22 protein-coding genes and 1 pseudogene are annotated in these 26,164 nt (G+C 56.2%); 4 read left to right on the top strand and 19 right to left on the bottom strand.

Annotated features, from left to right (window positions below; all coding sequences use genetic code 11):
- Positions 1 to 115, top strand: a pseudogene (locus ABLN87_RS20345) (bifunctional methylenetetrahydrofolate dehydrogenase/methenyltetrahydrofolate cyclohydrolase); the annotation flags it as partial.
- A 207-nt stretch (positions 116 to 322) separates the two neighbouring features.
- Positions 323 to 1,069, top strand: coding sequence for a LytTR family DNA-binding domain-containing protein (locus tag ABLN87_RS20340; protein ID WP_353013745.1), 747 nt, complete (start codon positions 323 to 325; stop codon positions 1,067 to 1,069).
- On the opposite strand, the gene pdeM is transcribed toward ABLN87_RS20340, so the two are convergent.
- The 14 genes from pdeM to ABLN87_RS20270 form a co-directional block, all read right to left on the bottom strand.
- A complete protein-coding gene (gene pdeM, locus ABLN87_RS20335) occupies positions 1,066 to 1,734 on the bottom strand; it encodes a ligase-associated DNA damage response endonuclease PdeM (RefSeq protein ID WP_353013743.1) in 669 nt (222 codons plus the stop codon). The genes ABLN87_RS20340 and pdeM overlap by 4 nt on opposite strands.
- Positions 1,735 to 1,773: 39 nt before the next feature.
- Positions 1,774 to 4,185: a ligase-associated DNA damage response DEXH box helicase gene (locus ABLN87_RS20330; RefSeq protein ID WP_353013741.1), complete on the bottom strand. Its 2,412-nt coding sequence runs from the start codon at positions 4,183 to 4,185 to the stop codon at positions 1,774 to 1,776.
- A 40-nt stretch (positions 4,186 to 4,225) separates the two neighbouring features.
- Positions 4,226 to 5,533 (bottom strand): ATPase, encoded by a 1,308-nt coding sequence (locus ABLN87_RS20325; RefSeq protein WP_353013739.1) that lies wholly within the window; start codon positions 5,531 to 5,533, stop codon positions 4,226 to 4,228.
- 116 nt (positions 5,534 to 5,649) lie between these two features.
- The gene (locus ABLN87_RS20320) at positions 5,650 to 6,195 is read right to left on the bottom strand and encodes a prepilin peptidase (RefSeq protein ID WP_353013738.1); all 546 of its coding nucleotides are present in this window, start codon (positions 6,193 to 6,195) and stop codon (positions 5,650 to 5,652) included.
- Positions 6,196 to 7,050: a tetratricopeptide repeat protein gene (locus ABLN87_RS20315; RefSeq protein ID WP_170531013.1), complete on the bottom strand. Its 855-nt coding sequence runs from the start codon at positions 7,048 to 7,050 to the stop codon at positions 6,196 to 6,198.
- A 29-nt stretch (positions 7,051 to 7,079) separates the two neighbouring features.
- Positions 7,080 to 7,604, bottom strand: coding sequence for a tetratricopeptide repeat protein (locus tag ABLN87_RS20310; RefSeq protein WP_353013751.1), 525 nt, complete (start codon positions 7,602 to 7,604; stop codon positions 7,080 to 7,082).
- A 64-nt stretch (positions 7,605 to 7,668) separates the two neighbouring features.
- Entirely contained in the window at positions 7,669 to 8,646 is a 978-nt protein-coding gene (locus ABLN87_RS20305) for a type II secretion system F family protein (protein ID WP_353013735.1), read from the bottom strand.
- Positions 8,647 to 8,656: 10 nt separating this feature from the next.
- On the bottom strand, positions 8,657 to 9,625 hold the full coding sequence (locus tag ABLN87_RS20300) for a type II secretion system F family protein (RefSeq protein ID WP_170531007.1): 969 nt from the start codon (positions 9,623 to 9,625) through the stop codon (positions 8,657 to 8,659).
- 11 nt (positions 9,626 to 9,636) lie between these two features.
- Positions 9,637 to 11,073, bottom strand: a complete 1,437-nt coding sequence (locus ABLN87_RS20295; protein WP_353013733.1) for a CpaF family protein — start codon at positions 11,071 to 11,073, stop codon at positions 9,637 to 9,639.
- A gap of 24 nt (positions 11,074 to 11,097) precedes the next feature.
- Positions 11,098 to 12,333: an AAA family ATPase gene (locus ABLN87_RS20290; protein ID WP_353013731.1), complete on the bottom strand. Its 1,236-nt coding sequence runs from the start codon at positions 12,331 to 12,333 to the stop codon at positions 11,098 to 11,100.
- Between the two features lie 199 nt (positions 12,334 to 12,532).
- Entirely contained in the window at positions 12,533 to 13,159 is a 627-nt protein-coding gene (locus ABLN87_RS20285; protein WP_353013730.1) for an OmpA family protein, read from the bottom strand.
- A gap of 16 nt (positions 13,160 to 13,175) precedes the next feature.
- Positions 13,176 to 14,549 (bottom strand): type II and III secretion system protein family protein, encoded by a 1,374-nt coding sequence (locus ABLN87_RS20280; protein WP_353013728.1) that lies wholly within the window; start codon positions 14,547 to 14,549, stop codon positions 13,176 to 13,178.
- Between the two features lie 193 nt (positions 14,550 to 14,742).
- Positions 14,743 to 15,621 carry a Flp pilus assembly protein CpaB gene (gene cpaB, locus ABLN87_RS20275; RefSeq protein ID WP_353013726.1) on the bottom strand — a complete coding sequence of 293 codons (879 nt, stop codon included), beginning with the start codon at positions 15,619 to 15,621 and terminating at the stop codon, positions 14,743 to 14,745.
- An 893-nt stretch (positions 15,622 to 16,514) separates the two neighbouring features.
- The gene (locus ABLN87_RS20270; protein WP_353013725.1) at positions 16,515 to 16,742 is read right to left on the bottom strand and encodes a Flp family type IVb pilin; all 228 of its coding nucleotides are present in this window, start codon (positions 16,740 to 16,742) and stop codon (positions 16,515 to 16,517) included.
- A 353-nt stretch (positions 16,743 to 17,095) separates the two neighbouring features.
- Between ABLN87_RS20270 and ABLN87_RS20265 the strand changes: the two genes are divergently transcribed.
- Positions 17,096 to 17,962, top strand: a complete 867-nt coding sequence (locus tag ABLN87_RS20265) for a lytic transglycosylase domain-containing protein (RefSeq protein ID WP_353013723.1) — start codon at positions 17,096 to 17,098, stop codon at positions 17,960 to 17,962.
- A gap of 44 nt (positions 17,963 to 18,006) precedes the next feature.
- Here the strand turns inward: ABLN87_RS20265 and ABLN87_RS20260 are convergent, their stop codons facing one another.
- From ABLN87_RS20260 to tldD, 5 genes are all read right to left on the bottom strand, one after another.
- Positions 18,007 to 18,633, bottom strand: a complete 627-nt coding sequence (locus tag ABLN87_RS20260) for a 3-oxoacid CoA-transferase subunit B (RefSeq protein ID WP_353013721.1) — start codon at positions 18,631 to 18,633, stop codon at positions 18,007 to 18,009.
- Positions 18,633 to 19,337 (bottom strand): CoA transferase subunit A, encoded by a 705-nt coding sequence (locus ABLN87_RS20255; protein WP_353013719.1) that lies wholly within the window; start codon positions 19,335 to 19,337, stop codon positions 18,633 to 18,635. Before ABLN87_RS20255 ends, ABLN87_RS20260 begins: the two co-directional genes overlap by 1 nt.
- Before the next feature lie 91 nt (positions 19,338 to 19,428).
- On the bottom strand, positions 19,429 to 22,047 hold the full coding sequence (topA, locus tag ABLN87_RS20250) for a type I DNA topoisomerase (protein ID WP_353013717.1): 2,619 nt from the start codon (positions 22,045 to 22,047) through the stop codon (positions 19,429 to 19,431).
- 152 nt (positions 22,048 to 22,199) lie between these two features.
- Positions 22,200 to 23,333 (bottom strand): DNA-processing protein DprA, encoded by a 1,134-nt coding sequence (gene dprA, locus ABLN87_RS20245; RefSeq protein WP_353013715.1) that lies wholly within the window; start codon positions 23,331 to 23,333, stop codon positions 22,200 to 22,202.
- Positions 23,334 to 23,570: 237 nt separating this feature from the next.
- Positions 23,571 to 24,992, bottom strand: coding sequence for a metalloprotease TldD (gene tldD, locus ABLN87_RS20240; protein WP_353013713.1), 1,422 nt, complete (start codon positions 24,990 to 24,992; stop codon positions 23,571 to 23,573).
- A 176-nt stretch (positions 24,993 to 25,168) separates the two neighbouring features.
- Here tldD and coxB point away from each other — a divergent pair, with 176 nt between their 5' ends.
- Positions 25,169 to 26,080, top strand: coding sequence for a cytochrome c oxidase subunit II (coxB, locus tag ABLN87_RS20235; RefSeq protein WP_353013711.1), 912 nt, complete (start codon positions 25,169 to 25,171; stop codon positions 26,078 to 26,080).
- The last annotated feature ends 84 nt before the right edge of the window (positions 26,081 to 26,164 follow it).

Below are 26,164 nucleotides of genomic sequence, written 5' to 3'. Positions count from 1 at the left end.
CACCCCCGTCCCCGGAGGCGTCGGCCCCATGACCATCGCCTGCCTACTCGCAAACACCCTCACCGCCGCATGCCGCGCAAACAGCCTGCCAGAACCAGAAGGCCTCACGGCATAGTTCTGCGTTCTGGAACTGCAACCAGAACCAGCTAGCTTAAGATACGATTTACCGCGCCCGCATGACCACGGGCGCGGTATTTTTTTGAAAAGCTTTCCTTGTGAAGTAAATCGTGATAAATATTATTTTCCAGACGGTTACTAAGTTAATCTGCATCTTCGCCGATATGTCTGATGTTGATTTGGCGCGGTGCATCTGAAGATAAGTATGAATACCGAAGTTAGTGAACTCAGAACGGCCCTTACCCCTCAGCGCATGTGCGCCGCGTTCATTTTTCTTCCGTTGCTGTCATATGCCTTCCCCCCCTTCATGGATGCTGATGTTCCCTATGGATTGCGCCTGTTGTTTTGGGTCGGAGTTATGACGATCGCATTGGGCGCGATCTGGGCGACACGGATGCTCTTGCGAGACAAGCTGATACTATTGAAACTGCCGCTGCGCGATTTGGCTTTCGCGGCGGTGATCCTGGTGTTTCTGACACCGCTGTTGTGGCTGCTGGCTTGGGGTTTGTTTACCTATACCGGAAAGGTGGTGCCCGAGGTTAAGTCGGTTGCAGCATATGGCGTGCTGTTTGCCACAGGCCTTGTGCTTGTGCGTCGCGGCGATCTTCATGCCGATAGCTTGGGGCCTAAGCCGCCGGAATTGCCGCGCTTGTCAAAACGCTTGCCTGAAGGGTTTGAGGGTCAGATCTACCGGCTGACAGTCCGGGATCACAACGTGGATGTTGTTACCTCAGAAGGCGTGTTTTCGATCAGATCACGTTTTACGGACGCGATTGCCGAGATGGAGCCTGTTCCGGGCCACTGTTCTCACCGCTCACATTGGGTCACAGATGCATCCATTGCGGGCGTTGAAAAGACCGGCAGCAAAACCTTCCTACGCTTAGTCAATGGTGATCTGGTGCCGGTCAGCCGCAAATACAAGCCGATGCTGGAAGAAGATGGGCTGATCTAGGTCTTGCGCGGCATCGGGATCATCTGCGGGTTTGGCCCGGTTAATACGGCCATAGCGCCGCTTTGCATCAGGTCTGACAGAACGTGGTCGGAACTGCATAACCCGCCTGTGTAGGTGCCATAGGCTGGCAGGATAAGCCGATTTTGATCCACCAAGAACGCCGGGCGAGAGATTGATCTACCCCGGATCGATAAGCGCGCCTTTGGGTGGAAATGCCCCGAGACTTCGCCCTTGGCATTTGCCTCGGCTATATGGCGAAAAACCAGAGGGCCTTTGGCCCACTCCGCCAGATGTGTGCCGCCCAGTTCGATAGGGCCGGGATCGTGGTTGCCTTCGATCCAGATCCATTCCCGACCGGCCTGCAGCCTGGTGATCTGCAGTTTCTCGGTCGCTGCCAAGGCGTTTGAGGCATCAAGGTCGTCGAAGCTGTCGCCCAGGCACAAAACTGTTTCAGCACCTGACGCATCCAGATCAGCCGATAGCCGATCCAGTGTGTTCCGGCTGTCATAGGGGGGCAGGGTCAATCCGCTGCGCCGTGCCAGTCGCTCGGACTTGCCCAGATGCAGGTCCGAGACGCACAGCATCCGATGATCAGCCCACCACAGTGCGCCAGAGGGAAGGGCACGCAGCGCCTGACCGCAAAACAGAAAATCCAAGCCGTTCATGATACGTTCTTTGCCTGTTTCTGTTCCATGTGCAAGGGCCTACAGCTGGTTCAGCCCGGCAGCTTCCAACAGCCGCGCGCTTTCTTCCGCAAGCAACCGTTCCTCGGCCGCGCCTTTGACCGGGATCTTTCCAACCTCCAGAAACAGAGGCGCGGCCAACGGTGTGATACGGTCAAGCCGCAGCAGATCAATCCGATCTCCGATCCGTGCGACCATTGCCTCGATACGCCCAAAATCAACCAGCCCGCGCATGGCTTCCTCTCGGGTGATCTGCATCAGCAGGTGGTCAGGGTCATACTTCAGCAGCGTATCGTAGAGGATATCTGACGAAAACGTGGCCTGCCGTCCGCTTTTGCGTTGCCCGCCGGTGTTGCGTTCGATCAACCCCGCGATTGTGGCCGAGGCGCGGAAGGTTCGTTTCATGACGGCATTGCCGGCCAGCCACGTGTCCAACCCCTCTCGTAGGGCGTCGAGTTGGAACAGGGGGCTGGGATCGGTAACCGCATCCAAACCCCAGATCAGGGTCGCGTAATCCGTTGCGACAAAACCCAAGGGCGCAAACCCGGTTTCTTCCATGCGCTTGGTGAGCAGCAAGCCCAAAGTTTGCTGGGCATTGCGTCCGGCGAAGCCGTAAACGCATAGGTGCTCTCGTCCGTCGCTTGGAAAGCTCTCAATCAGCAGGCGATCACGTTGGGGCAGCCGGGATATGTCCCTCTGCAAGGCCAACCAGTCTGCTGTGTGACGGGGCAACTGAGGCCAATCGGGTTGCGCGAACATGCGCAGGATGCGGTCGCTCAACTGGGTGGAAGTCGCAAATTTCGTCCCTGCGAAGGTGGCAATTTTGGGTTGCTTATCAGCACGACGGCTGACCTCGACCACCATCTCACGCAGCCCCTCATAGCGCACGATCTGACCGCCGATCAGGAAGGTATCGCCGGGGGTGAGAGAGGCTGCAAACGCCTCTTCAACCTCGCCTAAGGGTTTACCGCCTCTGTTACGCCTCAGCCGAACCTTGAGCGTATCGGTATCCTGGATGGTGCCAAGGTTCATGCGGATACGTGCAGCGGCGCGGGGGTCGCGCAACTGCCACCGCCCATCAGAGCGCTGTTGTAGTCTCTGCCAGCGGTCATAGGCGCGTAGGGCGTAGCCTCCAGTTGCACAGAAATCCAGACAGGCGTCGAATTCCGGGCGGGTCAGCTCGGCAAACGGCCCGGTGGACGTCATTTCCTTGAACAGCGTATCCGCATCGAATGGGCCCGCGGCGGCCGCAATCAGGATGTGTTGGCACAGCACGTCGCGGGGCCCTGCGCCGCGCGGGTCGCCGTCCAGTTCATGCGACTTCGCAGCCTCTAGCGCGGCGATGCATTCCACCACTTCGAACCGGTTGGCGGGCACCAGAAGCGCCTTGGACGGCGCGTTGTAGCGATGGTTCGCCCGCCCGATCCGCTGCACCAACCGTTTGACATTCTTGGGTGCGCCGATCTGGATGACCAGATCAACATCGCCCCAATCTATCCCCAGATCCAGAGAGCCGGTGCACACGATAGCGCGCAAATCACCGCGTACCATGGCGGCCTCAACACGCTCCCGCTGTTGACGGTCCAGACTGCCGTGATGGATGCCGATAGGCAGGCCCTCATCGTTGGCAAGCCACAGGTTGTGAAAGAAAATTTCCGCCTGCGCGCGGGTATTGTGAAAGATCAAAGTTGTTTTGTGTTGGCGGATTTGATCCAGAACAGCCGGGATCGCATAGGCCGCCCCACCACCGGACCAGGGGGGCATTTCGTCTGTTTCCAGCATCGCGATGTCGGGGTCGGGGCCGGGATCGGCCTGTATGATCCGGCAGGGGTCCGGGTGACGCGCCAGAAAGCGGGCGATCCCTTCCGGGTCTTCGACCGTTGCAGATAGGCCCACGCGACGTAGGTCCGGGCACAGGGTTTGCAACCGCGCCAGTGCCAGCATCAACTGATCTCCGCGCTTGCTTTCAGCGAGGGCGTGGATTTCATCGACGATCACACGCTGCGCCCCATCAAACATGCGCGGCGCATCCTCATATGAGGTTAGCAAGGCTAGGCTTTCGGGCGTCGTTAGCAGAATATGCGGTGGGTCCGCGCGCTGGCGTTTCTTCTGCGTGGCCGAGGTGTCGCCGGTGCGATCCTGGATACGGATGGGCAGGCCGATCTCGTCCACCGGGGAACGTAGGTTGCGTTTGATATCTGCCGCCAGAGCCTTTAGCGGCGAGACATAGATCGTATGCAGCCCGCTATGTGCGCCGCCCGCCAGTTCAGCCAAAGACGGAAGAAACCCGGCCATCGTCTTGCCACCCCCAGTTGGCGCGATCAGCAGCGTCGCCGGATCACGCGCCCGGTCGAACATGTCTTGCTGATGGGGATGGATGGACCAGCCTTTGGCCGAAAACCAATCGGTGATCCGGGCGGGAATCTGCGTCATAGGCGCAGATTAACCGCCCTAGTGCCGGAATGGCACGGCGTTATTTGACGATTTTCTCGTCCTTGACGAACATGTTGGCCCAGGCGCGGTCAATCAGATCAGGGCTCATCTGATAGGGAATGCCCTCGAATTCGCAGATCGAGATCATCTGATCGATCAGGAAGATGGGTTGGTAGTTCGCGTAGATGTTGTCGATGGTCGGGTATTTGACCTTCAGTAGGTGGACCAGCGCAGCCTCATCCAGCGGCATGCCGCGTTTGCGGGCGACCATCGCGAAGATTTTCAGGAAGTTCTCCTGGTTCGGGCCGTCAATCTTGATCTTGAAGAAGATCCGGCGCAGGGCGGCTTGGTCGAAGATCTCGTTCGGGTGGAAGTTGGTCGAGAAGATGACCAGCGTGTCAAACGGCACCTCGAACTTTTCACCCGATTGCAGGCCCAGAATATCCTTGTTCTCTTCCAGCGGAACAATCCAGCGGTTGACCAGCGCCTGCGGCGGTTCCGCCTGACGGCCAAGGTCGTCCACGATGAAGATGCCACCGGTCGATTTCAGCTGCAGCGGGGCCTGATAAGTCCGCGCGGTGGGGTTGTAGACAAGATCCAGCATGCTGAGCGATAGTTCACCACCCGTCACAACAGTTGGGCGCTCGCATTGCACATAGCGCGAGTCAAACCGCTTGCGGCGGCGCAGGCTGTTGGGGTCGTCGGCTTCCTGCTCGATCGCGGTGTGAACGATCGGGTCGTAGACGGTGATCACCTGACCGGCATATTCGATAGCGTAGGGGACATAGACATTATCGCCCAACGCATCCCGAATACCGTTCGAGATCGAAGATTTCCCGTTGCCTGGAGGGCCATACATCAGGATCGAGCGGCCTGCGCTGACCGCGGGGCCGAGATGGTCCAACAGGCTGTCAGGCAGTACCAGATGGCCCATCGCGCCAACCAATTGCTCACGCGTGACCTGAATGTTGCGGATCGACTGGCGTTTGACCTGTTCGCGGTACACATCAAGCGGTACGGGCATCGCGCCGAAATACTCCGACTGGCTCAGCGCATCTAACGCACGCGCTTTGCCTGCGTCGGTCAGTTGATAGCCCATCTCGTTGCCGCTATTGGCGTTCAGGGTGCCCGTGGCTTCCAGCAGTTTCTGCTCGCGCGCGATGTCAATCAGTTCCTGTGTGACAGCGCCGGGCAGGCAGATTGCCTCGGCCACTTCGGATACGGTGCCGGCATTCTTGCGAAAGACTGTTTTCAGCAGAATGTCCCGCATCATCACCAGCGGGAGCTGCATTTCGCCCAATCCCTTAGGCGCAGGAGGGGCCATCACGGCGGAGTTTTGCATATTCATGCGCGGCGCTCGTCTATCCTGAAATCACACACATGCCCGCAAAGGGGCCACTTGTGGGAAATCTGGCTCAGCTTTGTGGCGGGACCAAGGCAGCGACATGGCGCACAGATGATAGTTTACGAACCGTAAACAGTGCCCAAAATCAGATACATGACCAAAGCCCCGGCCAGAGCAAGGCCCATCGGGAACTTCTTGCCGCGATCCCAGCTTTCCCAATGAGGGGCGATGGTGCGCAATCTGGTGTGGCGGGCCAGCCGATGAGTGGCAACGGCGCCCAGCACTGTTGCCAGCAAAATCGCGATCAGAACGCCCAGGTCTTGTATCCAGACGAAGGGTGCTGCCGCGGCCAGAAACTTAGCATCACCCGCACCGAAAGCACCGATGGCGTTCAAAAGAATGCCCGCAACCAGCACAATGGGCAGGTGCAGCAACTGCCAGATATATGGGGAAAAGGCGACCGGGAAGGGGCCTAGCGAGCCACTGATTGTGCCGGTAGACCAAGGGGGCAGGGCAATCAACCCGACAACCACATAGACAAAAGCCAGAGCCACAACCGCATGGTTCTTGATTTTCATATCGCGCATGTCGGTAAAGGCGACATACAGGCAAATCGGTAGGATGAACGGCAAGAACCAGATCGCCGCGCGAACAGGAATTTCCATTTAGGTGGAACTCTCAAGCGCGCGCAGAGATCTGACCGCTTCGTCAAAATGCTGCGGATGAGTCGAGATCGCCTCGCGGAACAGGTTCTTCGCGGTATTGATGTCGCCCTGTTTGACAGCTGAAATGCCCATCGTGTTCAACAATTGCGCGCGTTCGATCTGCGACATCGGCACAACAGGCAGGCTGTAGTTCCCCTGTGCCGAGCGGGCAAGAACCAGATTATTCTTTGCCGTAAACAACGAACTGTCCTGCCGAACGGCGTCGGAAAACAGGCGCTCTGCTTCCGCATACTGGCCGCGGGTCAGTTTAGAATAGCCCCAGTTGTTCATGACGCTGCCAGGACGGGTCGTCAGACCCATGGCTGTTTCATAGAAATGATCAGCGCGTTTCCATTCTTTTCTGGAATCGGCCACAACTGCCTCAAGACGATAGCGCTTGAAGGTTTCGTAGGTTGGGGGAACTGAATCCAACACAGATTTGGCCTGCGCCCAATCGCCATTTCGAACCAGCGCGTCCGCATATTCGACCTTGTCAGAGCTGTTGGTTCCCTTCATGGTCGTCACCCGTTTCCAGGCAGCGCTTGCTTCGGTGGTACGTTTTGCCCGACCCAGCGAGACGGCCAGTCCACGCTGAAGATCGATGCGGTTGGGGTTCTTGGCGGCGGCACCCTGAAAATAGGTCACCGCTTCGTTGGGATCTGAGGCGTTCAGAAGAACGTCGTTCAGGTTGGTTTCGTCAATGACGTTCACTTCCTGAAATGTGCGTTCAACCCGCTCTTCGGCAGATTCTTTTTCGCATGCAGATAGAATAAGCCCGCTCAGAATGAGTGACGGAATCAAGAATTGTTGGCGCATTTTTGCGTCCTTTACTGCTCTTGCCTCGTTTACTGGATTTTGCGCAGCGTAAATTGCCCGTCGCCGCGCTGTTCCAGCGTATATTCTTGTTCTTGTGGAGTAGTATTAACAGGATTTTCCATTTTTGCGAGTGCTAAGCGCAGATTGTCCCGAATTGCGTCACTTTCGCCATTGTCAAGGGCGAAGGCACGTTGGAATACCTGAGCGGCTTCGGGGTATTTCTGCTGCTCCATCAGCAATACGCCCAGATTATTCCAGGCTACGGGCCATTCAGTATCATCTTCAACCGCGCGTCGTAGCAAAGGTTCTGCCTGACCCAAACGCCGCAATCCAAGATTGGCGGTTCCCATCGATGTTAGGACTTGCGGCGTCATACCCTGTTCAAGCGCGGCGCGGCTGAAACTTTGCAGGGCAAGTTCGTATTCCCCTGCGGCCATCAACCTGTTGCCCGTCGCGATGTTGTCGCTTGTTTGACCGTCGGGGTCGATGCCCGGCGCATCCAACCCGTTGGGTTGACCAAGTTGATCACAAGAAGCCACGGTGGCCATGACCACCGTGGCTTGAAGCAGTCGGCGAAGTCCAGATCGGACGCACCTGGGTTTTGTATTCATTAGCGCTTTATCCGCGGCCAAAGCTCGAAATGACATTTGCAGAGGGGCCAACCAGAATGATCAGCAGTGGTGGTACCGTCAACATCATTGTGACCAGAGTCATTTTCGTAGGCAACTTGTTTGCAGCCTCTTCAGCGCGCATGACCCGTTTGTCGCGCATCTCGCCGGCATAAACCCGCAGGGCTTCAGCGATTGAAGTACCGAATGTTGCCGATTGGATCATAACGGTAACAAAAGAGCTGACATCCTGAACGCCACAGCGGGTACCAAAGTCACGCAGAACTGAATCTTTGTCTTTACCCGCCTTCATCTCGTAGGCGACAACCTCGAATTCCTGAGCGATATCCGGGTAGGAGGATTTCATCTCGCCTGCGACACGCACAATCGCCTGATCCAGAGATTGCCCCGCCTCAACACAGACCAGCATGAGGTCAAGCGTGTCCGGGAAACCCGATGTTATCGCTTCTTGCCGTTCTGCGACCCGGCGCGTAATCCAGTATTTCGGGATCATGTAGCCAATGCCACCGGGCAAAAGTACGCGGATGATCTGCTGCTGGCTGGTATATTCCTGATCCCCTGCCAACACAGTGATCAGCATGACGCCCAGAACGATACCAGTGATTCCAAGTGCGAACTGCGCAAAGTGAAAGAAGCGAACAGCATCTTTTGATTGATAACCCGCTTGCCGCAGTTTTAGCTGGACCGCGGAGTATTCTTCCTGGTCCTTGGGTTCCAGAAAGGTGGCAAACTTTTCAAGTTGTTCGTTCTGGCTGCCGTGCCGCAGCTTGTCTTTTTTACCCTTCTTCGCGGCCTTTGGGGCAGCGGTCGAGCGCTGAAGCTTTTTCAACGGGTCTTCGGGCTGACTCATCATCAGCGAAACGGCGACGCCGATCAGCACAAGGCCCAGAATGCCCACAACGATCAGTGGGCCAAACTCACCAAGGTTCTCGGTGAGCATATCGTTGATACTGGTCAGAAATTCCATGATACCGCCCTCAGACCTTAATGTTGGTGATGATCTTCATGACGATCAGATTCAGCGTCAGCAGTATGCCAACGACGAAACACGCCGGAATGAACCAAGGGTGATCCAGAACCTCGTCGTAATAGCCTGGGTCTTTCACCAGGATAAACACCAGACAGGCGATTGGGAAACCAGACAGGAACTTGCCAGACCATTGCGCCTCGGCCGTGATGGCTTTCACCCGGCGGAACAGGCGGAACCGTGCGCGGATAACCTGTGCGAGACCGGCCAGAATTTCCGCGAGGTTACCACCGGATTGCTGTTGAATGCCGACAGCAACGGCGAGGAAGCGCAAATCCTGCATATCCAATCGTTCTGCCATGTCTTTCAGCGCCTCGCCAACATCGCGGCCATAGGCGCATTCATCGGCGATTACACCGAATTCAGTTCCCAGCGGGTCCTGTACTTCGTTAGAAACCACCTGAATTGTCGAAACAAACGGGTTGCCCACACGCAGGGATCGGACCATCAGTTCCACTGCATCGGGCAATTGCTCTTCGATCAGGCTCATCCGTTTCTTGGCTTTGTGGTTCACCCAAGCGTAGACACCGCCAATACCGATCGCGATTGAGATGGCGATGCGCAGGGTGATTTCTGTCGCAGTGCCAATGCTTAGTCCCATGAATGCGACAACAGAGACCAAGCACATGATCATGATCAGTTGCCGGGGCGAGAACGCAATCGCGGCCTTTTGAGCTTTGTCTGCAAGCAATGAATATAGAGGGATGCTCTGCGATTTCATATGCTGCTGCATTTCCTTGCGCAGCTGTTCCAGTACCTGTTCACGCCCGGCGCCTTTTTCAAGCATATCCAGACGGCGGTTAACCCGGCTGTTCAGGCTGATGGATTTGCCGAACGCGACAAGATAGATGCCTTCAACCAGGGCAAGGACCCCCACAAAGATGGCGACATAGATGATCGCCTCCATAGGCACATTCATACTAAGCTCTCCTACACTGTGGTTGGGTCGTAGATGGACGCAGGCAGATCAAAGCCCCACAAACGGAACCGTTCCGAATAGTGGCTGCGCACGCCTGTGGCGGTGAAGTGACCGATGATCTTGTTGTCAGGTGTCAATCCAACACGTTGAAATCTAAAGATTTCCTGCATCGAAATAACGTCACCTTCCATACCGGTGATCTCGGTGATTGATGTCATACGACGCGAGCCGTCCTGTAGACGGCTGGCCTGAACGATCAGGTTCACAGCGGATGAGATCTGGCTGCGGACCGCTTTGATCGGCATCTCGATGCCGGCCATTGCGATCATGTTCTCCAGTCGCGAGATACCATCACGAGCTGAGTTGGCGTGGATCGTGGTCATCGAACCATCGTGACCGGTGTTCATAGCCTGCAACATGTCGATGACCTCGGCGCCACGCGTCTCACCCACGATGATACGGTCGGGGCGCATCCGCAGTGCGTTTTTCAGACAGTCGCGCGGGCTGACCTCACCCTTGCCTTCCACGTTGGGCGGGCGGCTTTCCATCCGGCCCACATGGGTCTGTTGCAGCTGAAGTTCCGCCGTATCCTCGATGGTCAGGATACGCTCGGCATCGTCGATGAAGCTGGATAGCGCGTTCAACGTGGTTGTTTTACCTGAACCCGTACCGCCCGACACGATAACGTTCAGTCGGGTCGACACTGCGGCCTGCAAATAGGCGGCCATTTCTTCGGTAAACGCACCGAAATTGACCAGATCGTCGATACCCAACTTGTCCTTTTTGAACTTACGGATGGAAACCAGCGAACCGTCCACCGCAATTGGTGGCACCATAGCGTTGAAACGCGATCCATCGGCCAGACGGGCGTCAACATAGGGGTTGGATTCATCAACTCGACGACCAACAGCGGATACGATCTTGTCGATGATCCGCATCAGGTGCTTTTCGTCCTTGAAGGTAATGTCGCTGATTTCAAGCTTACCGGCGCGTTCCACGAAGATCTGTTGCGGTCCGTTCACCAGAATATCGTTGACAGTGTCGTCTTGAAGCAGCGTTTCCAATGGGCCAAGGCCTGTGACTTCGTCATAAAGTTCTTTGTTCAGCTGGGTCCGGTCTTCGCGGTTCAGAACAATGTTACGCGCTTCAAGAACTTCGCTGGCAATCGCGCTGATCTCTGAGCGTAGTTCAGATTCATCAGCGTTTTCCAGCGCAGCAAGGTTCAGGTTCTCAAGCAATTCACGGTGCAGCTCGATCTTGATTTCGCCCAGGCGTTCCTTGCGCTTGCGATCGCGATCGACACCAGTCGCTTCGGCGGCCTTCTTCTGAACCGGCTTACGAGCGATGGCGTTTTGTGCGGGGGTATCTACAGGTGCTGCCGGTGCAGGCGCTTTAGCCGGTGTTTGCACCGGCTGCGCTTCGGACGATTTCTTGTATCTTGAAAACACGGCTGATCCCCCCTTGGGATGGTTTTACGCGGCCTCAGCGTCGCTGCTGCCCAGGCTGTGGAGTGATTTTGCCAGCTTCGCGATTTCGCGGCGCAACGGGTTCTTGGCCGCAGCGTTGGCAAGTGGCAGACCGTGATCGCCACTTTGCATCACGGGTTTCCCGCCATCCGGCAGTTGCAAATCGATGGAAATTCCAAGACTTTCGCCCATGCGTTTTACGCGACCTTTGCCATTCAGATCAGTGAATTTCGGAGCCCGGTTCAATGCAAATCGCAGCTTGTTGAACGGCAGTTCTTCGGCTTGCAGGGCCCGTTTAAGGCGCAGCGCGTTCTGAGCGGACCGCATGTCCAACTCGATCATGGCAAAATAGACATGGGACGCCTGCAGCACGGTTTCCGACCAGTGAACCAACGTTTTCGGCATGTCCACAATGACATAGTCGAAATGCTTGCGTGCCATGTCGATGACACGCTGAATGTCGTCCGGTGTGATCAAATCCAGAGGTACCATATCGGCCGGTGCTGTCAGAACCTGCAGTTTTTCTTCATATGTTTGAAGTGCTTGCGAGAAGACTTCATCATCCATAGCGGCTGTATCGGACAGCATTTCGAACACAGTTTCGCGGCGCGGCAGATCGAGATAGGTTGAAACCGTGCCGAATTGCAGATCCAGATCGATCAGGCAAACCGTCGGTGCGTCCTTGTCAGATACGTTAGCGAGTTCCCAGGCCAGATTCACGGCCATGGTTGTTGAGCCGACACCCCCGGCCAATCCATGGACAACGAACATCGCGCCTTCTTTGGCGTCGCCCCCCGCCAATGGAACTGCCGCTGCTTGTGCAGCAGCAACCGGATCCGGCTGGTTCATACGCTCTATTGCTTCTTGCAATTCACCCTCGGGCAGAGGGTAGGGTACAAACTCATCCGCGCCTTTGCGCAAAAGCTGATGGAGCGATGCGGGTGTCACATCCTCGGCAATCAGCACCACTTTGATTTTCTTCTCCTTCGCCTGGGTGATGATTTCACCCATCAGCGAAAGGTTATCTTCGTCTTCGCCGTCAATGGCCAAGGCCACGAATTGCATCGAATCCGCTTCGGGCTGACCAAAAAACGCCAAAGCTTCTGCAAAACCAAGATCGCCCCAACGCTCACCCAAAGCGGCTTCCATATCTTCGATCAGCAGATCGAAGTTCTGGACGTCCCGGCTGATCGTGCAGGCCAGGATACCGGTGTTGTCGTCTTGCGGCGTCGCGCTGGTCATACAAACTACCCTCGTTGAGAGAGGCCAGCATCTCTTGCGGACGAGATCACGCCGATTGATTTGCTGTCGCCCCTAAGCGGTCAATTCAGGCCGCAGGTCACCCAATTGTTGACAATGTCGCTGTGAAGTTGGGCAAGAATTTGGCGCAAAAGAACCAATTGTAGGGAAATAGGCGACGATGCCGCCTATTTCGGGCAAATTATCCACCTTCACCGGATGTATCCGAAGATTCTTGGATGTAACTCGCTCTTGTCGCGCTCTCAACATATTCGCGATAGATGACTTCGGCATATTTGCCATCCAGCAGCTGTGATCTACCATCAGCAAAGCCAGAAACTTCGGTCACCGTGCGGCGGTTTCGTCGATCACGATCGGGTGTGTTAATCAGGGGCCTTGTTTTGCCAAATGATACCACCGCTTCGAGTCTAGAGCGCGAAATTCCTTGCTGAACCAAGTAGTTGACTGCTGCCTGTGCGCGGCGCAAACCGAGGCTTTGGTTGTAGCTGGTCGATCCCACAGCGTCAGTGTGGCCATAAACGCGGAAACGCGCCTCAGGAAACTGTTTGATCCAATCTGCCTGACGCTGCAGAACGCTCTGCGCCGAGGCGTCTAGTTGAGAACTGTTGAATGCAAAGTTGATCTGAACTGGAACGTCCGAGGCGAATCGGCGGCTCAGGATCTGTGCAAAGGTCAACTCGCCATTCATAACCTGGATATTGTTGAGCGTTGCGTTTCCGTATGCGCCCTGGTCGAGCTCATATCCCGCCTCGCGTGTACAGGCCGAGATGGCGACTGTGAGACCCAGGGTGATAATCCACTTGTTCATTGGTCTATCCTCCTCATCAATCCAGGACGTAGCCGTAGGAGCTGCCAAAGTCTTGTTTGGCAACCTCGGATGCAGCACCCGCACCTTGGCGTTCCGTACGTGCAACACGGCCCGTGACGAACAGGTCAAAGTCGCTGGGTGGTTTGACGCGATCAGTTGGCAACGCAAGGGCTTCGCCGCGTGTTGGGCTGACCAGATGCGCAGTCACGATGACAACAAGTTCACTCTGTTCACGCTGATAGTCGGCGCTGCGGAATAGTGCACCCAGGATCGGAACATCACCCAACCAAGGGATCTGGTTATTTTGATCGGTAAAGTTGTCCTGAAGCAGACCCGCGATTGCAAAGCTTTCGCCATCCCGCAGTTCAATCGTTGTCTTCGCCAGACGGGTGATAAAGCTTGGCACGACGTCGCCGTTGATCGTGAAGTTCGAGCTGGTATCTATCGCAGATACGGAAGTTCCCATCTCAAGGTTAATCAGGTCACCGTCCACGACGCGCGGGGTGAACTTCATCTCAACACCGAACTGCTTGAATTCGATGGCGACTACGCCGTCGTCTTGGGGAACCGGGATTGGAACTTCGCCACCCGCAAGGAACGCTGCTTCCTGTCCAGAAAGGGCCGACAGGTTAGGCTCGGCCAGATTTCGTACCAAACCTTTGGTTTCCAGCGCCTGGAGCAGCACATTGACCTGCGCTGAGCCGACACCAAAGCCAAACAACAGTGTGCCATCTTGTACTGTGACAGGTGGAACAAGGTTTTGAGGGTTGAAACCACCTGAAACGTCTCCGCTCGCAAAGGAAAGCGATGAGGAAAGCTGTTTCGCAACCGAGCGGTTCATCTCGGCAAATCGGACTTTCAGCATCACCTGCTGAACTCCACCGACCGACATCAGGTTCGATACGCGTTCAGGTGCATAGCGTTCTGCCAATTCAAGCGCGCGTGCCAGTTTGGCTGAGCTTGAAACTGTGCCCGACAATACAATGCCGTCATTGGCGGTGCGGACTTCAATCGGCTCCGACGGCAGAATCTGACGCAGACGTTCTTTAAATTCTGTAACGTCAGGCGCAACACGAACGCGCACATTTGCCAACAGCATGCCCGCGCCATCAAACAGCGTCAGGGTAGTCATGCCCGGTGTCTTACCCAGAACATAGATGGTCCGGTCTGAAAGCGACGAAATATCCGCAATGCCCGCATTGGCAATGCTGAGCTCGGCGAACGGCTGTTCGCTTTCCACAACGATTGCGCGATTCATCGGAACATCCAGTGTTTCCACTGTGCCCTTTTTCACCACGCGAAGGGTTTCAGCCCAGGCGGCATCGCCGACCGGGCCCATAACAAGCGACAACCCCAGCAGGGTTGTGCTGATCCAGGAACGTATTGTCATGTGACCTGCCTCTCCGATCACGCCTCGTTTTTTTGGGTCTGATGCCCTATGGGTAAGACAGTGCGCGAAAACCGAATTTATTGCAATAATCAATGGTTTCCGGAATTTTGTTTATGTGGATAATAGGCAACAATGGCAAAAAAACAGGCCGCGCTTAAAGCGCGGCCTGAACCGATAACATTCTGAATTGACATTAATTTGTGCAGGGTATTTGGGTTTCGAACGTGTCGCCGCCTCTTCGGATGCGTGTGGTGCAGACCTGCTCTTTCGCCTTTTCAGGCGCAGGCGCGATTTCTTCGATGCCCAATAGCTTTCTTTGGTCAACTTCGATTGCAGATGCGACCGATTCATCCTGCACACCAACAAGTGCCAAGGACAAACGACCAGTGTTCTGGGCCTGGGCAAGCGCTGCGACTTGCTCGGGTGTCGCAGCCACCGTCACGGTTCGTGCGATTGTCGTTTGAGACACGTCAGAGCCCGCTGTCTGGTCGACAGCAATCAATTGGATGTTTGACTGAATCAGACGCGTGATGCCACCCGCTGATCCTTCGGCGGTGCCGCTCGAACCTGTCCAATAGATATCAACATTGTCGCCTGGACGCAGAAAACCTGACACGCCGGATGCCACGTCAACACTGATCGCAAAGGCGCGCATGCCTTTTTCCAAACGTGATGTCAGACCAGCCTTTTCGCCCGGCTCTGTGACCTTGACCGCCAGAATCGCTTCGTCCTTTTCCATGGTGCGAAGGACAAAACGCTCCTGCGGCCCAATTTCCGGAAACAGGACCGCCATCTCGGTGAAAGTGCCCTCGGGAATCGCGTTTTCGGGCCAATCGACGGCACGAACGTCTTCTGGTGTCAGAGCTTCGCCGTACTTCAGCGGCCGATTCGACACGTAAACAGTTACAGTGGGGATGACATCAACCTGAGCATTGGCCAGCGCCTCGGCTGCCGCCTGCTTCTGACGGGCCAGCTCGTTCTGGTACTCAGATATATAGTTGCGCGCCATATAGACAGCGCCCCCCGCCAGAGCCACCCCGACAATCAGAACAAGTCCGAATACCGCTCGCATATTTATACCTCACTTTTTCGCCGGTCGACTGGTTAGCGACAGTATCACTAATTTTGAACAGCATAATCTCTACAGAGCAATTGTGTCGAAATATGGGACAAATTGGCCAATCGCCCGGGAATCTTATCATTGTTGCATCGGCGGTTCTCTGAGGCTCGACGTAGAAATTCAATCCTTCTTTGAAGCAAAAACGCCGCGCGCAATCTGCGACGGCGTTTGCCTTTTTGTACTGCTGGACGCAGTTGGACTAGATTCAACCCCCGCTCGAGCTTCCGCCGGAAGACGAACCGCCGCTCGAACTTCCACCGGACGATGACCCACCGCCCGAAGAGGAGCCGCCAGCCGTACCAGCAACCGTGAGTCCGCCAGCGTTGTTGTTGTCACCGGTGCTAACGGTTGAGGAAGTAAGCGCAGTATTCACGTTCCCGCCATAACTGTTCGTCGCTGAGGCGATTGCCAAGTACAAGGCCGAGCCGATGCCAATTATCAGGGCCGTCAATACAACCCAGTCAACTGTAACGGCGCCGTCTTCGTCACGTGAAAACCGTCTGATGAACTTTAACATCTCACCTCTCCGAGTCCGTGGTCTAACGCAGCCCAAACATAGGTAAAGGCAGCATATTTTGCAGTTCCAAGATCATTTTTGCGTGACATCAATGGCGGAAATAGGGCCAAAGATTGCGCATAGCGCCATAGTTTGTGGATTGCCGCCCAAAGTAACACTGCAGGCTAAAATTGGCGGGATGGTTGTTGTGGCAAGGTGCGAATGCAATTTACTGGCAATCAGCATCTGGCTTTTTGCTACGCGACCGGAATCCACTGGAAGAACCTCAAAAACAAAAAAGAACCGCGCCTGGGCAGGCGCGGTTCTAAATCAAATGCTAAGCGTTCGCTTAGTTGCTGCCTGCTGTGGTCACACCACCCGCGGCAGTGTTGCTGCCGGTCGAGATGGTTGCGGTGGTCAGCGCGGTGTTTACGTCGGTCGCCAGGCCAGTCGCACCAGCCGAGATCTGCTGGTATGCAACGGCTGCCAGGCCGATGACTGCTGCGGTCAGAACAACCCAGTCAACTGTTACTGCGCCGTCTTCGTCTTTGCGGAAGTTCTTGATGAACTTGATCATGTTACGTCCCTCCTAAAGGATCTAATAAAGTCTGTTGAACCTTGGCGTCTTTCAGAGCTTTCTCTCTCAGTCCGCTCCAGTCCGTCTCGGTATGGGCTTATGTTTGACGGGTACGCATGGCAGGAATTGGGCCAAACGGATATTTTTTTCTGTTTGATTTAACTTTTTTGATACGAATTATCTAACCAACTGATAAAAAACAGAAAAAATATTTAGCGCCACCCTTTTCACCGTGCCGGGCGGTGCAAAAAAGCGCCAAATGAGGCGAAATTGCCCCAATTCGCTTTGTTTTTCTGGCCTTGCGAGACGTTTTGCGGTTCAACTTTCGAAAAAAGAGAGCATGAGGCAGGCAAATGAATCTCCGGGACGCACTTAAATGCGCCGGTGTGTTGGTGTTCCTAACCGTTAGTGTTGCGCCTTTAGGGGCAACTGAACGCGAACCACGCGGTGTATATAAAAGGATCAAGGCGCCGAAACCCGGTGAACGCCCACGCGTGACCGTTCAGATATCTCCGCAAGAGCATGCCGCGAGACCATCCGCGCCCAGTACAGGGGCCGAACTGGTCGTGCCCGAAGTCATCAAGAAAGCCAAAGTTCCGCCAGCGATCACGCCGGATGCAGGTGTGAAGAGTAACCCTAAAGGTTCATACAAAGCGTTCTGGGACCGGATATCGCCGGAATTGGCTCAGGCTCGGGCCGGCCGATTGGAAGACGCGATCCAGGCCCTGTCAGCGACGAGTATCAAATCCCCCCGGCTTCAGACCTTGCAGACCATCGCACAACAGCAGGGCGTGGATATCTTGCGTGCAACAGTGGGCACAAATGTCTCGCCCGCCTTGGTGCTTTCTGTGATTGCAGTCGAATCGGCCGGTCGTGCGGATGCTGTTAGTTCCGCTGGGGCGCAGGGATTGATGCAGCTGATGCCTGCAACTGCAGCGCGTTTCGGCGTGAATGACAGTTTCCAGCCGGATCAAAACATCTCCGGTGGTGTGAAGTATCTGAATTGGCTGATGGAAGAGTTCGGCAATGATCCGATTCTTGTTCTTGCTGGATACAATGCGGGCGAGGGTGCCGTTAGAAAACACAGCGGTGTGCCGCCCTATGCTGAAACACGGGACTATGTGCCCAAAGTTCTGGCAGCGTTTCAGATCGCGCGCGCGCTTTGTTCGACACCACCTGATCTGATCTCTGACGGTTGCGTGTTTCAAACCGCCAACTAAAAAGGCCCGCCACTTCGAGCGGGCCCCTAGCTGAATACGATTGTTTAGTCGACGATTTTGGCCTGAGTCGCAGCGCGCATGTCGTCTTCGCTGACACCATCCGCGAGTTCGACGATCTTCAAACCACCCTCGACAACGTCCAGAACGCCCAAGTTGGTGATGATGAGATCAACCACGCCTTTGCCGGTCAGCGGAAGGGTGCATTCTTTCAGAACTTTCGAGTCACCGTGTTTGTTGGTGTGATCCATCACAACGATGACACGCCCAACACCGGCCACCAGGTCCATCGCGCCGCCCATGCCTTTGACCAGCTTGCCAGGGATCATCCAGTTAGCCAGATCGCCTTTCTCGTCCACCTCCATCGCGCCCAGGATCGCCGCGGCGATTTTACCGCCTCGGATCATGGCAAAGGATGTGGCGCTGTCGAAGTAGGATGTGCGGGACAGTTCGGTGATTGTCTGCTTGCCTGCGTTGATCAGGTCTGGGTCTTCTTCACCCTCAAATGGGAAAGGGCCCATGCCCAGCATACCGTTTTCGGATTGCAGGGTGATGTCCTTGTCACCCACATAGTTCGCCACCAGCGTCGGAATACCGATACCGAGGTTCACATACATGCCGTCTTCCAGCTCCTCTGCCGCGCGAGCGGCCATTTGGTTCCGATCCCAGGGCATTATGCATCCTCCTTCTTGCGAGTGGTGCGCTGTTCGATACGCTTTTCATGGCTGCCTTGGATGATGCGATGCACATAGATGCCGGGCAGATGGATAGAATCCGGGTCCAGTGAGCCACGCGGAACAATCTCTTCCACTTCGGCCACACAAATCTTGCCACAGGTGGCAGCCGGCACATTGAAATTGCGAGCGGTCTTGCGAAACACCAGATTGCCAGTGTCATCGGCTTTCCAGGCCTTCACGATGGCAAGATCTGCAAAGATACCCTCTTCAAGGATGTAGGTCTCACCATTGAAATCTTTGTGCTCTTTCCCATCGGCAATCACGGTGCCGACGCCGGTTTTGGTGTAAAAGCCGGGGATTCCAGCACCACCCGCGCGCATCCTTTCGGCCAGCGTACCTTGGGGGTTGAACTCTAGCTCCAGCTCTCCGCTCAGATATTGGCGCATGAATTCGGCGTTCTCACCGACATAAGAGCTGATCATTTTTTTGACCTGCTTGGTCTGCAGCAGAATGCCGATGCCGAAATCATCCACACCCGCGTTGTTCGACGCAAAGCTCAGGTCTTTGACACCCGAATCCTTGATTGCCTCAAGCAACAGTTCAGGAATGCCGCACAGGCCGAATCCGCCCGCCGCAATCAGCATGCCATCCGACAGCACTCCGTCGAGCGCCTCAGAGGCATTGGCATAGACTTTCTTCATGGAAAACTCCCCCAATGACATGGTGATGGGCAGGTTGTGCCGCCACGTCATTGGGAAGTCAATGAAACCAAGGGGGTGGTGGTATTTCTACCTACCCGGCCGCCTTTTTGGTGGTTTTCTTGGTGGCGGCCTTCTTTTTGGGTGCCGCCTTTTTCTTGGTGCCTTTCTTGGCTGCGCGCTCGTTGACCAGTTCGACGGCCATTTCTTGCGTCACATCTTCGGGCTTGATGTCTTTGGGGATTGTCGCATTGACCTTTTCCCACTTCACATATGGACCATAGCGCCCGTCCAGCACCTGCATCGCGCCGCCATCGGGGTGTTCGCCCAGCTCTTTCAGCGGTTTTGCAGCGGCGCGGCGCCCGCGACCCGGATTGGCGCGCTTTTCGGCCAACAGTTCGACAGCACGGTTCATGCCGATTTCGAACACATCATTCGGGTCTTTGAGATTGGCATAGACCGGCTTGGCCTCATCCGCCAACTGATGCATCAGATATGGTCCGAATCGACCGAAGTTTGAACTGATCACGCCACCCTCGGGGTGCTCACCAATCTGGCGGGGAAGGGACAACAGGGTCAGGGCCTTCTCAAGGTCCATGTCATCCTTGCTCCATCCACGCGGCAGAGAGGCGCGCGGGGGCTTCTTATTCTCAGGCGTCGGTTCGCCGCGTTGAACATAAGGGCCGAACCGTCCGGATTTCAGCCAGATCTCATCACCTGCGTCTTCACCCAGTAAACGTTCATCACCTTCTGCGCCTTCACCAGCGATGGGCCGTGTGTAGGTGCATTCGGGATAGTTGCCACATCCAACGAACCCACCTGTGCGCGAGGTTTTCAGATGCAACTGCCCTATGCCGCATTTGGGGCAGATGCGCGGGTCTGACCCGTCTTCGCGCGGTGGATACAGCTGCGGCGCAAGCGCTTCGTCCAGCTTGTCCAGAACTTCTGAAATCCGCAATTCCGACGTCTCGCCAATTGCAGCCGAGAAATCACGCCAGAACTTGCCCAGAAGCTCTTTGTAATCGCGCCCGCCTGCGCTGACGTCGTCCAGCTCCTCTTCCAGATTGGCCGTGAATTCATAGCCAACATATTGGCGGAAGAAATTCAGCAGGAAGATCGTGACGATCCTGCCCTTTTCCTCAGGGATCAGCCGGTTCTTGTCTTTGCGCACATATTCGCGGTCCTGAATCGTGGTCACGATCGAAGCATAGGTCGAGGGACGCCCAATCCCCAATTCTTCCATCCGCTTGACCAACGTGGCCTCGGTATAGCGTGGTGGAGGTTGGGTGTGGTGCTGCAGGGCCAGAACGGATTCGTTATCGGATAGGATGGCGGCCTTGTCTTCTGCCTTTGAGACCTGATCTTTCAGCGAGGTTTTGGCAAATGGCGCCGGATCTCCCTGCATAATCTGCGGCAGGCGCTTTTCGTCATCATCGGCAACGTCGTCACGGCCTTCCTCATAAACGCGCATGAAGCCGTCAAACAGAACAACCTGACCGTTCGCGCGCAGGCCGACCTGCCCATCGTCGCTGCCGATCTCAACCGTGGTCCGTTCAAGGCGTGCCGCCGCCATTTGGCAGGCGATCGTGCGTTTCCAGATCAGATCATACAGTTTGCGCTGATCTTCATCGGTGACTTTCAGCGCCTTGGCATCGCGCGTCATATCCGTTGGTCGGATACATTCATGCGCTTCCTGTGCGTTCTTGGCCTTGTTCTTATACATACGCGGGCTGTCTGGTACGTATTCGCTGCCATACCTGTCAGCTATGGTGTTGCGCGTGGCAGCCACGGCTTCGGGGGCCATATCGATACCGTCGGTCCGCATATAGGTAATGTAGCCCGCCTCGTACAGCCGCTGCGCCACTTGCATCGCGTGACGTGCACCCATGCCGAATTTGCGGCTGGCCTCTTGTTGCAGGGTCGAGGTCATGAAGGGCGCACTGGGGTTGCGGGCTGCCGGTTTCGCCTCGACCGAGGTCACACTGAGTGCACGGCTGGTGATCGCCTGAACCGCCAGTTCCGCCTGCGTGGCATTGGCCAGATCGTGTTTGTCGAGCTTTTTTCCGGCCAGAGTGACCAGACGCGCCTCGTAGGTCTGGCCCCGTGGGGTTTCGAACAGCGCCCGGACCGACCAGTATTCGACTGGCTTGAACGCTTCGATCTCCATCTCGCGTTCGACGATCAGGCGCAGGCAGACAGATTGCACGCGGCCTGCCGACCGGGCACCCGGCAGTTTGCGCCACAGAACGGGGGACAGATTGAACCCCACAAGATAGTCCAGCGCGCGGCGCGCCAGATAGGCCTCGACCAGCGGCATGTCGACCTGGCGTGGGTTCTGCATCGCCTCGGTCACGGCCTCTTTGGTGATGGCGTTAAAGGTTACCCGGCTGACAGGCGTATCTTTCTTGATCGAGCGGCGCTTGGTCAGTGCTTCTTGCAGGTGCCAACTGATCGCCTCGCCTTCACGATCCGGGTCAGTGGCAAGGATCAGCGCATTGTCTTCTTTCAAGGCATCGGCGATGGCTTTGACATGTTTGCGGCTGTCATTGCCCACTTCCCATGTCATAGAAAATTCATGGTCCGGATCAACCGATCCATCCTTTGGTGGCAGGTCACGAACATGCCCGTACGAGGCCAAAACCGTGTAGTCCGGACCAAGATACTTATTGATCGTTTTGGCTTTGGCCGGAGATTCTACAACAACTACGGGCATTTAAGAGGAATCCTTGCTCGACAGACTTTGCGCGTTTTATGGCCGTGCAAGATGTGTGCGACAAGATCGAATTGTCAATGCGTTCCTTTGGCGTCTAGGCTGATGCGCGGTTTCTCATCGTTCTACACGGTCTGAGCCAGCAGGCTTGTCGGTTAACTGGCCAATGACAACAGCCCGCCCGGCTGGCGTTGAATCCGCCCCTCCAACTCCAGATCAACAAGGACCGGGCCAATCTCTCCCGCGCTTGCGGCGATGTCGCGAATCAGCTGGTCTTCGGCTATGGGGGACGGGCCCAAGCGCAGCAACACCTCATCATGCAGAGCCGCTGAGTTGGCGGGGGAAGGGGGGATTGTTTCGCCTCTTGCTTCGTCTTGGGGGAACAGTTTGGGTTGCTGTGGCGGCAGCGCGTCGATCACATCTTCGGCGGATCTGACCAGCGTCGCCCCATCTCGGATCAGCAGATTACATCCGGCGGCACGTGCATCGAACGGGTGCCCGGGCACTGCAAGAACCTCACGCCCTTGGTCCAACGCGTCCCGGGCCGTGATCAGGCTGCCGGATTTTGCAGCAGCTTCGACCACAACAACAGCCTGAGCCAGCCCTGATATGATCCGGTTGCGGCGCGGGAAATGCCGCGCCTGTGGGGTGACGCCGACGGGTTGCTCAGACAGCCTTAGGCCCTTGGTTGCAATACTGTGGGCGAGTTCTGTATTCTCGGCCGGGTAGATGACATCAACGCCACCCGCCATGACAGCGATTGTCCCTGTTTCAAGCGATGCCATATGTGCTGCGGTATCAATGCCGCGCGCTAGGCCCGACACGATAACATGGTCTTTTTGCCCGAGCTCCTTCGCCAACCCGCGCGCCATCCGCGCGCCGAGTGATGAACAGTTGCGGGCCCCAACCATCGCAATTGCGGGTTTATGCAAAAGTGAAACATCGCCAATTGCCCATAGCATCGGCGGGGCGTCGTTCAGATCGTTCAATGCCTGAGGGAAATCGGCGGTCCCAAGGCACAAAAGCCGCGCTTTGGCGGCCTTTGCGGCCTTGAGCTCCGCCTCAATCACGCCGGGGGGGCAGATTTCATACCCTTCTATTCCGGCAGCGCGTGCCATTTCAGGCAGCGCGGCCAGCGCATTCTGCACCGAGCCATGTTCACGCAGCAGCCGACGAAATGTTGCAGGGCCAACCTTGCGTGAGCGCAACAGACGAAGCCAGGAAAACCGGTCCTCTTCCGTGGTGGGTGGGAGTGGGGGGTGATTGGAAGAAAGCTGCTCTTCGGTCATCCGATGCTCCGCCTGATTGCAAAACTGGTTTACGTCAGGGCGGGTTAACAGCCTGTAAATCGATGAAAATTTGCTGCGTTTCGGTCGCGTCTACTAACACTATATTTCGCTATCCATCTGATAACGAAGCACAAATTCATGCAAGCTTTCTAGGCGCATTTAGCTGACAGCCCAGAAATACGCAGCCAAGCGGGCAGGCTGCATTAACCTCGAATACCCGGAAATGACGATTCCGACTCAGGTGGCAGAGCCGCCAATGGTCAGCCCATCCATCAAAACGGTTGGCTGTCCGACCCCCACAGGAACCCATTGACCGTCTTTTCCGCAGGTGCCCATGCCCGGGTCCAGCGCCATGTCATTGCCCAATCCTCGGATACGTTTCAGGGCCGAGGGGCCGTCTCCGATCAGGGTGGCGCCTTTTACCGGAGCGCCGATTTTGCCGTTTTCAACCCGGTAGGCCTCGGTGCAGGAAAAAACGAATTTGCCATTGGTGATGTCCACCTGACCACCGCCGAAGCCTACGGCCCATATACCATCTTTGATATCCGCGACCAAAGCAGCCGGATCGTCCTGGCCGCCAAGCATGATGGTGTTTGTCATTCGTGGCATCGGTTTATGGGCATAGCTTTGGCGACGTCCGTTGCCGGTTGGCGCGACCCCCATCAGGCGGGCGTTCTGGCGATCCTGCATATAGCCGGTCAAAATACCGTCTTCGATTAGCACGGTGCGTGAACTGGGAGTGCCTTCGTCATCCACGCTGATCGAGCCGCGTCGATCTGCAATAGTACCATCGTCCACAACGGTCACACCCTTCGAGGCAATCTGCTGGCCCATCAACCCTGCAAAAGCCGAGCTGCCCTTGCGGTTAAAATCGCCCTCAAGCCCGTGTCCGATGGCTTCGTGCAGCAGGATGCCGGGCCAGCCGGGTCCGAGAGCGACCTCCATGACACCAGCGGGGGCGGGTACCGCTTCCAGATTGACCAGCGCAATCCGCAAAGCCTCGCGTGCCTTGTTCTGCCAGTCGGCGGGATCAATCAGCCCGCTTAGGCCAACGCGTCCGCCGCCGCCAGCTGAGCCGCTTTCGCGGCGACCGTTTTGCTCGACGATGACCGAGATGTTCACCCGAGTCATCGGACGCACGTCGCGCACCTGTACGCCGTCGGGGCGCAAAATCTCGACCTCTTGCACGGTTGCTGCGATTGTGGCGCTGACTTGTACAACGCGCGGGTCCAACCCCCGGGCAAAGGCATCAATCTCGCGGAGCGTGTCGATCTTCACGGGAAAGGTGGCGGATTCGATCGGATCCTCGTCTGTGTAGAGCCGAGTATTTGTGGCGCGCGGGGCCTCGGCCAGCGCCCCGCCACCATCGCCCACCGCAAGGCGCGCGGTTTCGGCGGCACGCTTCAGAGCAGGGATCGAAACATCTGTAGAATGCGCGTAGCCGGCCACTTCGCCTTGGACCGCGCGCAAACCAAACCCCTCAGATGCATCATAAGATGCGGTGCGCAACCGCCCGTCATCAAAAACAAGCGATTCCGATTTTCGGCGTTCAACAAACAGCTCTCCGTCCTCGGCCCCTGCGGTTGCCGATTGCAAAACTGCCAGCGCTTCGTCCTGCGGAAGTGCGCTTTCAAAGGGGCGAAACGGGGCCTGAGTCATGGGTTGGAACCTTTCCGGTTTGATCCAGATCAAAAATAGCGTCTGTTTGACGCAAGCATTTTGCTTTATCTACCCGACGGAATATGGTTTTTAACGCGGCCAAAGACAACGGGAGAGGTGCGACCGATTCACACCTTTTCGCGAGAGACGCAAAGATCAAACGATCAGGACAGAACATGAAGAATGCTTTGATGCTTTCAGGGTTGATGACAGCCCTCTCCAGCCTTCCCGCCATGGCTCAGGACCTTGAGATCATTGGTAAGCCGGTCGATGGCGGCCTTGGGTTCCAGCCCGCGGCGACCAGCCTTGCGGAAGGCATTCATAGGTTGGACAACATGATTCTGGTGATCATCACCGCAATCTGTATCTTTGTGGCTGCTCTGCTTGTCTATTGCATCGTGCGCTACAATTCGCGCGTCAACCCAACCCCGGCGCGCTTTTCGCACTATACCCCGGTCGAGATTGCATGGACCTTGGGCCCTATCATTATTCTTGTCTTTATTGGTGCGTTTTCGCTGCCGGTTCTGTTCAAACAGCAGGAAATTCCAGAAGGCGATGTTGTGATCAAGGTTGTGGGCAACCAGTGGTACTGGACCTACGAATATGTCGACCACGACTTTGCCTTTGACAGCTATCTGCTGGGTCACCCAGCGACCCTGGACGAAGGTGCCCGCCCCGCAGATGCGGACGTCACGCCGTTTGTTCTGGATGATGCAATGCGCGCGAAGCTGGCCGATTCCGGATATAGTGATGACGAATGGCTGCTGGCAACTGACACTGCCGTAGTCGTACCGGTAGGTAAGATCGTTGTCATGCAGGTGACCGCATCTGACGTGATCCATTCCTGGACGATCCCCTCTTTCGGCGTGAAGCAGGACGGTGTGCCTGGACGTTTGGCTGAACTGTGGTTCGAAGCCGAAAAAGAAGGCGTCTACTTTGGCCAGTGTTCGGAACTGTGCGGCAAGGACCACGCCTATATGCCGATCACCGTAAAGGTGGTCAGCGAAGAGGCATATGAAGAGTGGCTTAAGGGTGCCATTGATGAGTATGCGGGGCTGCCGCAAGCTTATCAGGTGGCCTCGAACTGATAGCCATCTGGGTGGGGTAAGCCCATCTGCCACGAACGAGCAAGCTGCGCGAACCATCGTGCAGCCTTCGCCCTAAAGGACCTG

It is taken from the genome of Ruegeria sp. SCP10, from assembly GCF_040329495.1.
Taxonomy (GTDB): domain Bacteria; phylum Pseudomonadota; class Alphaproteobacteria; order Rhodobacterales; family Rhodobacteraceae; genus Ruegeria.
This window is presented reverse-complemented; position numbering and strand designations above follow the sequence as displayed.

What these genes read in the sequence shown, in the direction of transcription:
- ABLN87_RS20340 (WP_353013745.1), top strand. Translation starts at nt 323, where the DNA reads ATGAATACCGAAGTTAGTGAACTCAGAACGGCCCTTACCCCTCAGCGC.
- pdeM (WP_353013743.1), bottom strand. Translation starts at nt 1,734, where the DNA reads ATGAACGGCTTGGATTTTCTGTTTTGCGGTCAGGCGCTGCGTGCCCTT.
- ABLN87_RS20330 (WP_353013741.1), bottom strand. Translation starts at nt 4,185, where the DNA reads ATGACGCAGATTCCCGCCCGGATCACCGATTGGTTTTCGGCCAAAGGC.
- ABLN87_RS20325 (WP_353013739.1), bottom strand. Translation starts at nt 5,533, where the DNA reads ATGAATATGCAAAACTCCGCCGTGATGGCCCCTCCTGCGCCTAAGGGA.
- ABLN87_RS20320 (WP_353013738.1), bottom strand. Translation starts at nt 6,195, where the DNA reads ATGGAAATTCCTGTTCGCGCGGCGATCTGGTTCTTGCCGTTCATCCTA.
- ABLN87_RS20315 (WP_170531013.1), bottom strand. Translation starts at nt 7,050, where the DNA reads ATGCGCCAACAATTCTTGATTCCGTCACTCATTCTGAGCGGGCTTATT.
- ABLN87_RS20305 (WP_353013735.1), bottom strand. Translation starts at nt 8,646, where the DNA reads ATGGAATTTCTGACCAGTATCAACGATATGCTCACCGAGAACCTTGGT.
- ABLN87_RS20300 (WP_170531007.1), bottom strand. Translation starts at nt 9,625, where the DNA reads ATGAATGTGCCTATGGAGGCGATCATCTATGTCGCCATCTTTGTGGGG.
- ABLN87_RS20290 (WP_353013731.1), bottom strand. Translation starts at nt 12,333, where the DNA reads ATGACCAGCGCGACGCCGCAAGACGACAACACCGGTATCCTGGCCTGC.
- ABLN87_RS20285 (WP_353013730.1), bottom strand. Translation starts at nt 13,159, where the DNA reads ATGAACAAGTGGATTATCACCCTGGGTCTCACAGTCGCCATCTCGGCC.
- ABLN87_RS20280 (WP_353013728.1), bottom strand. Translation starts at nt 14,549, where the DNA reads ATGACAATACGTTCCTGGATCAGCACAACCCTGCTGGGGTTGTCGCTT.
- cpaB (WP_353013726.1), bottom strand. Translation starts at nt 15,621, where the DNA reads ATGCGAGCGGTATTCGGACTTGTTCTGATTGTCGGGGTGGCTCTGGCG.
- ABLN87_RS20270 (WP_353013725.1), bottom strand. Translation starts at nt 16,742, where the DNA reads ATGATCAAGTTCATCAAGAACTTCCGCAAAGACGAAGACGGCGCAGTA.
- ABLN87_RS20265 (WP_353013723.1), top strand. Translation starts at nt 17,096, where the DNA reads ATGAATCTCCGGGACGCACTTAAATGCGCCGGTGTGTTGGTGTTCCTA.
- ABLN87_RS20260 (WP_353013721.1), bottom strand. Translation starts at nt 18,633, where the DNA reads ATGCCCTGGGATCGGAACCAAATGGCCGCTCGCGCGGCAGAGGAGCTG.
- ABLN87_RS20255 (WP_353013719.1), bottom strand. Translation starts at nt 19,337, where the DNA reads ATGAAGAAAGTCTATGCCAATGCCTCTGAGGCGCTCGACGGAGTGCTG.
- topA (WP_353013717.1), bottom strand. Translation starts at nt 22,047, where the DNA reads ATGCCCGTAGTTGTTGTAGAATCTCCGGCCAAAGCCAAAACGATCAAT.
- dprA (WP_353013715.1), bottom strand. Translation starts at nt 23,333, where the DNA reads ATGACCGAAGAGCAGCTTTCTTCCAATCACCCCCCACTCCCACCCACC.
- tldD (WP_353013713.1), bottom strand. Translation starts at nt 24,992, where the DNA reads ATGACTCAGGCCCCGTTTCGCCCCTTTGAAAGCGCACTTCCGCAGGAC.
- coxB (WP_353013711.1), top strand. Translation starts at nt 25,169, where the DNA reads ATGAAGAATGCTTTGATGCTTTCAGGGTTGATGACAGCCCTCTCCAGC.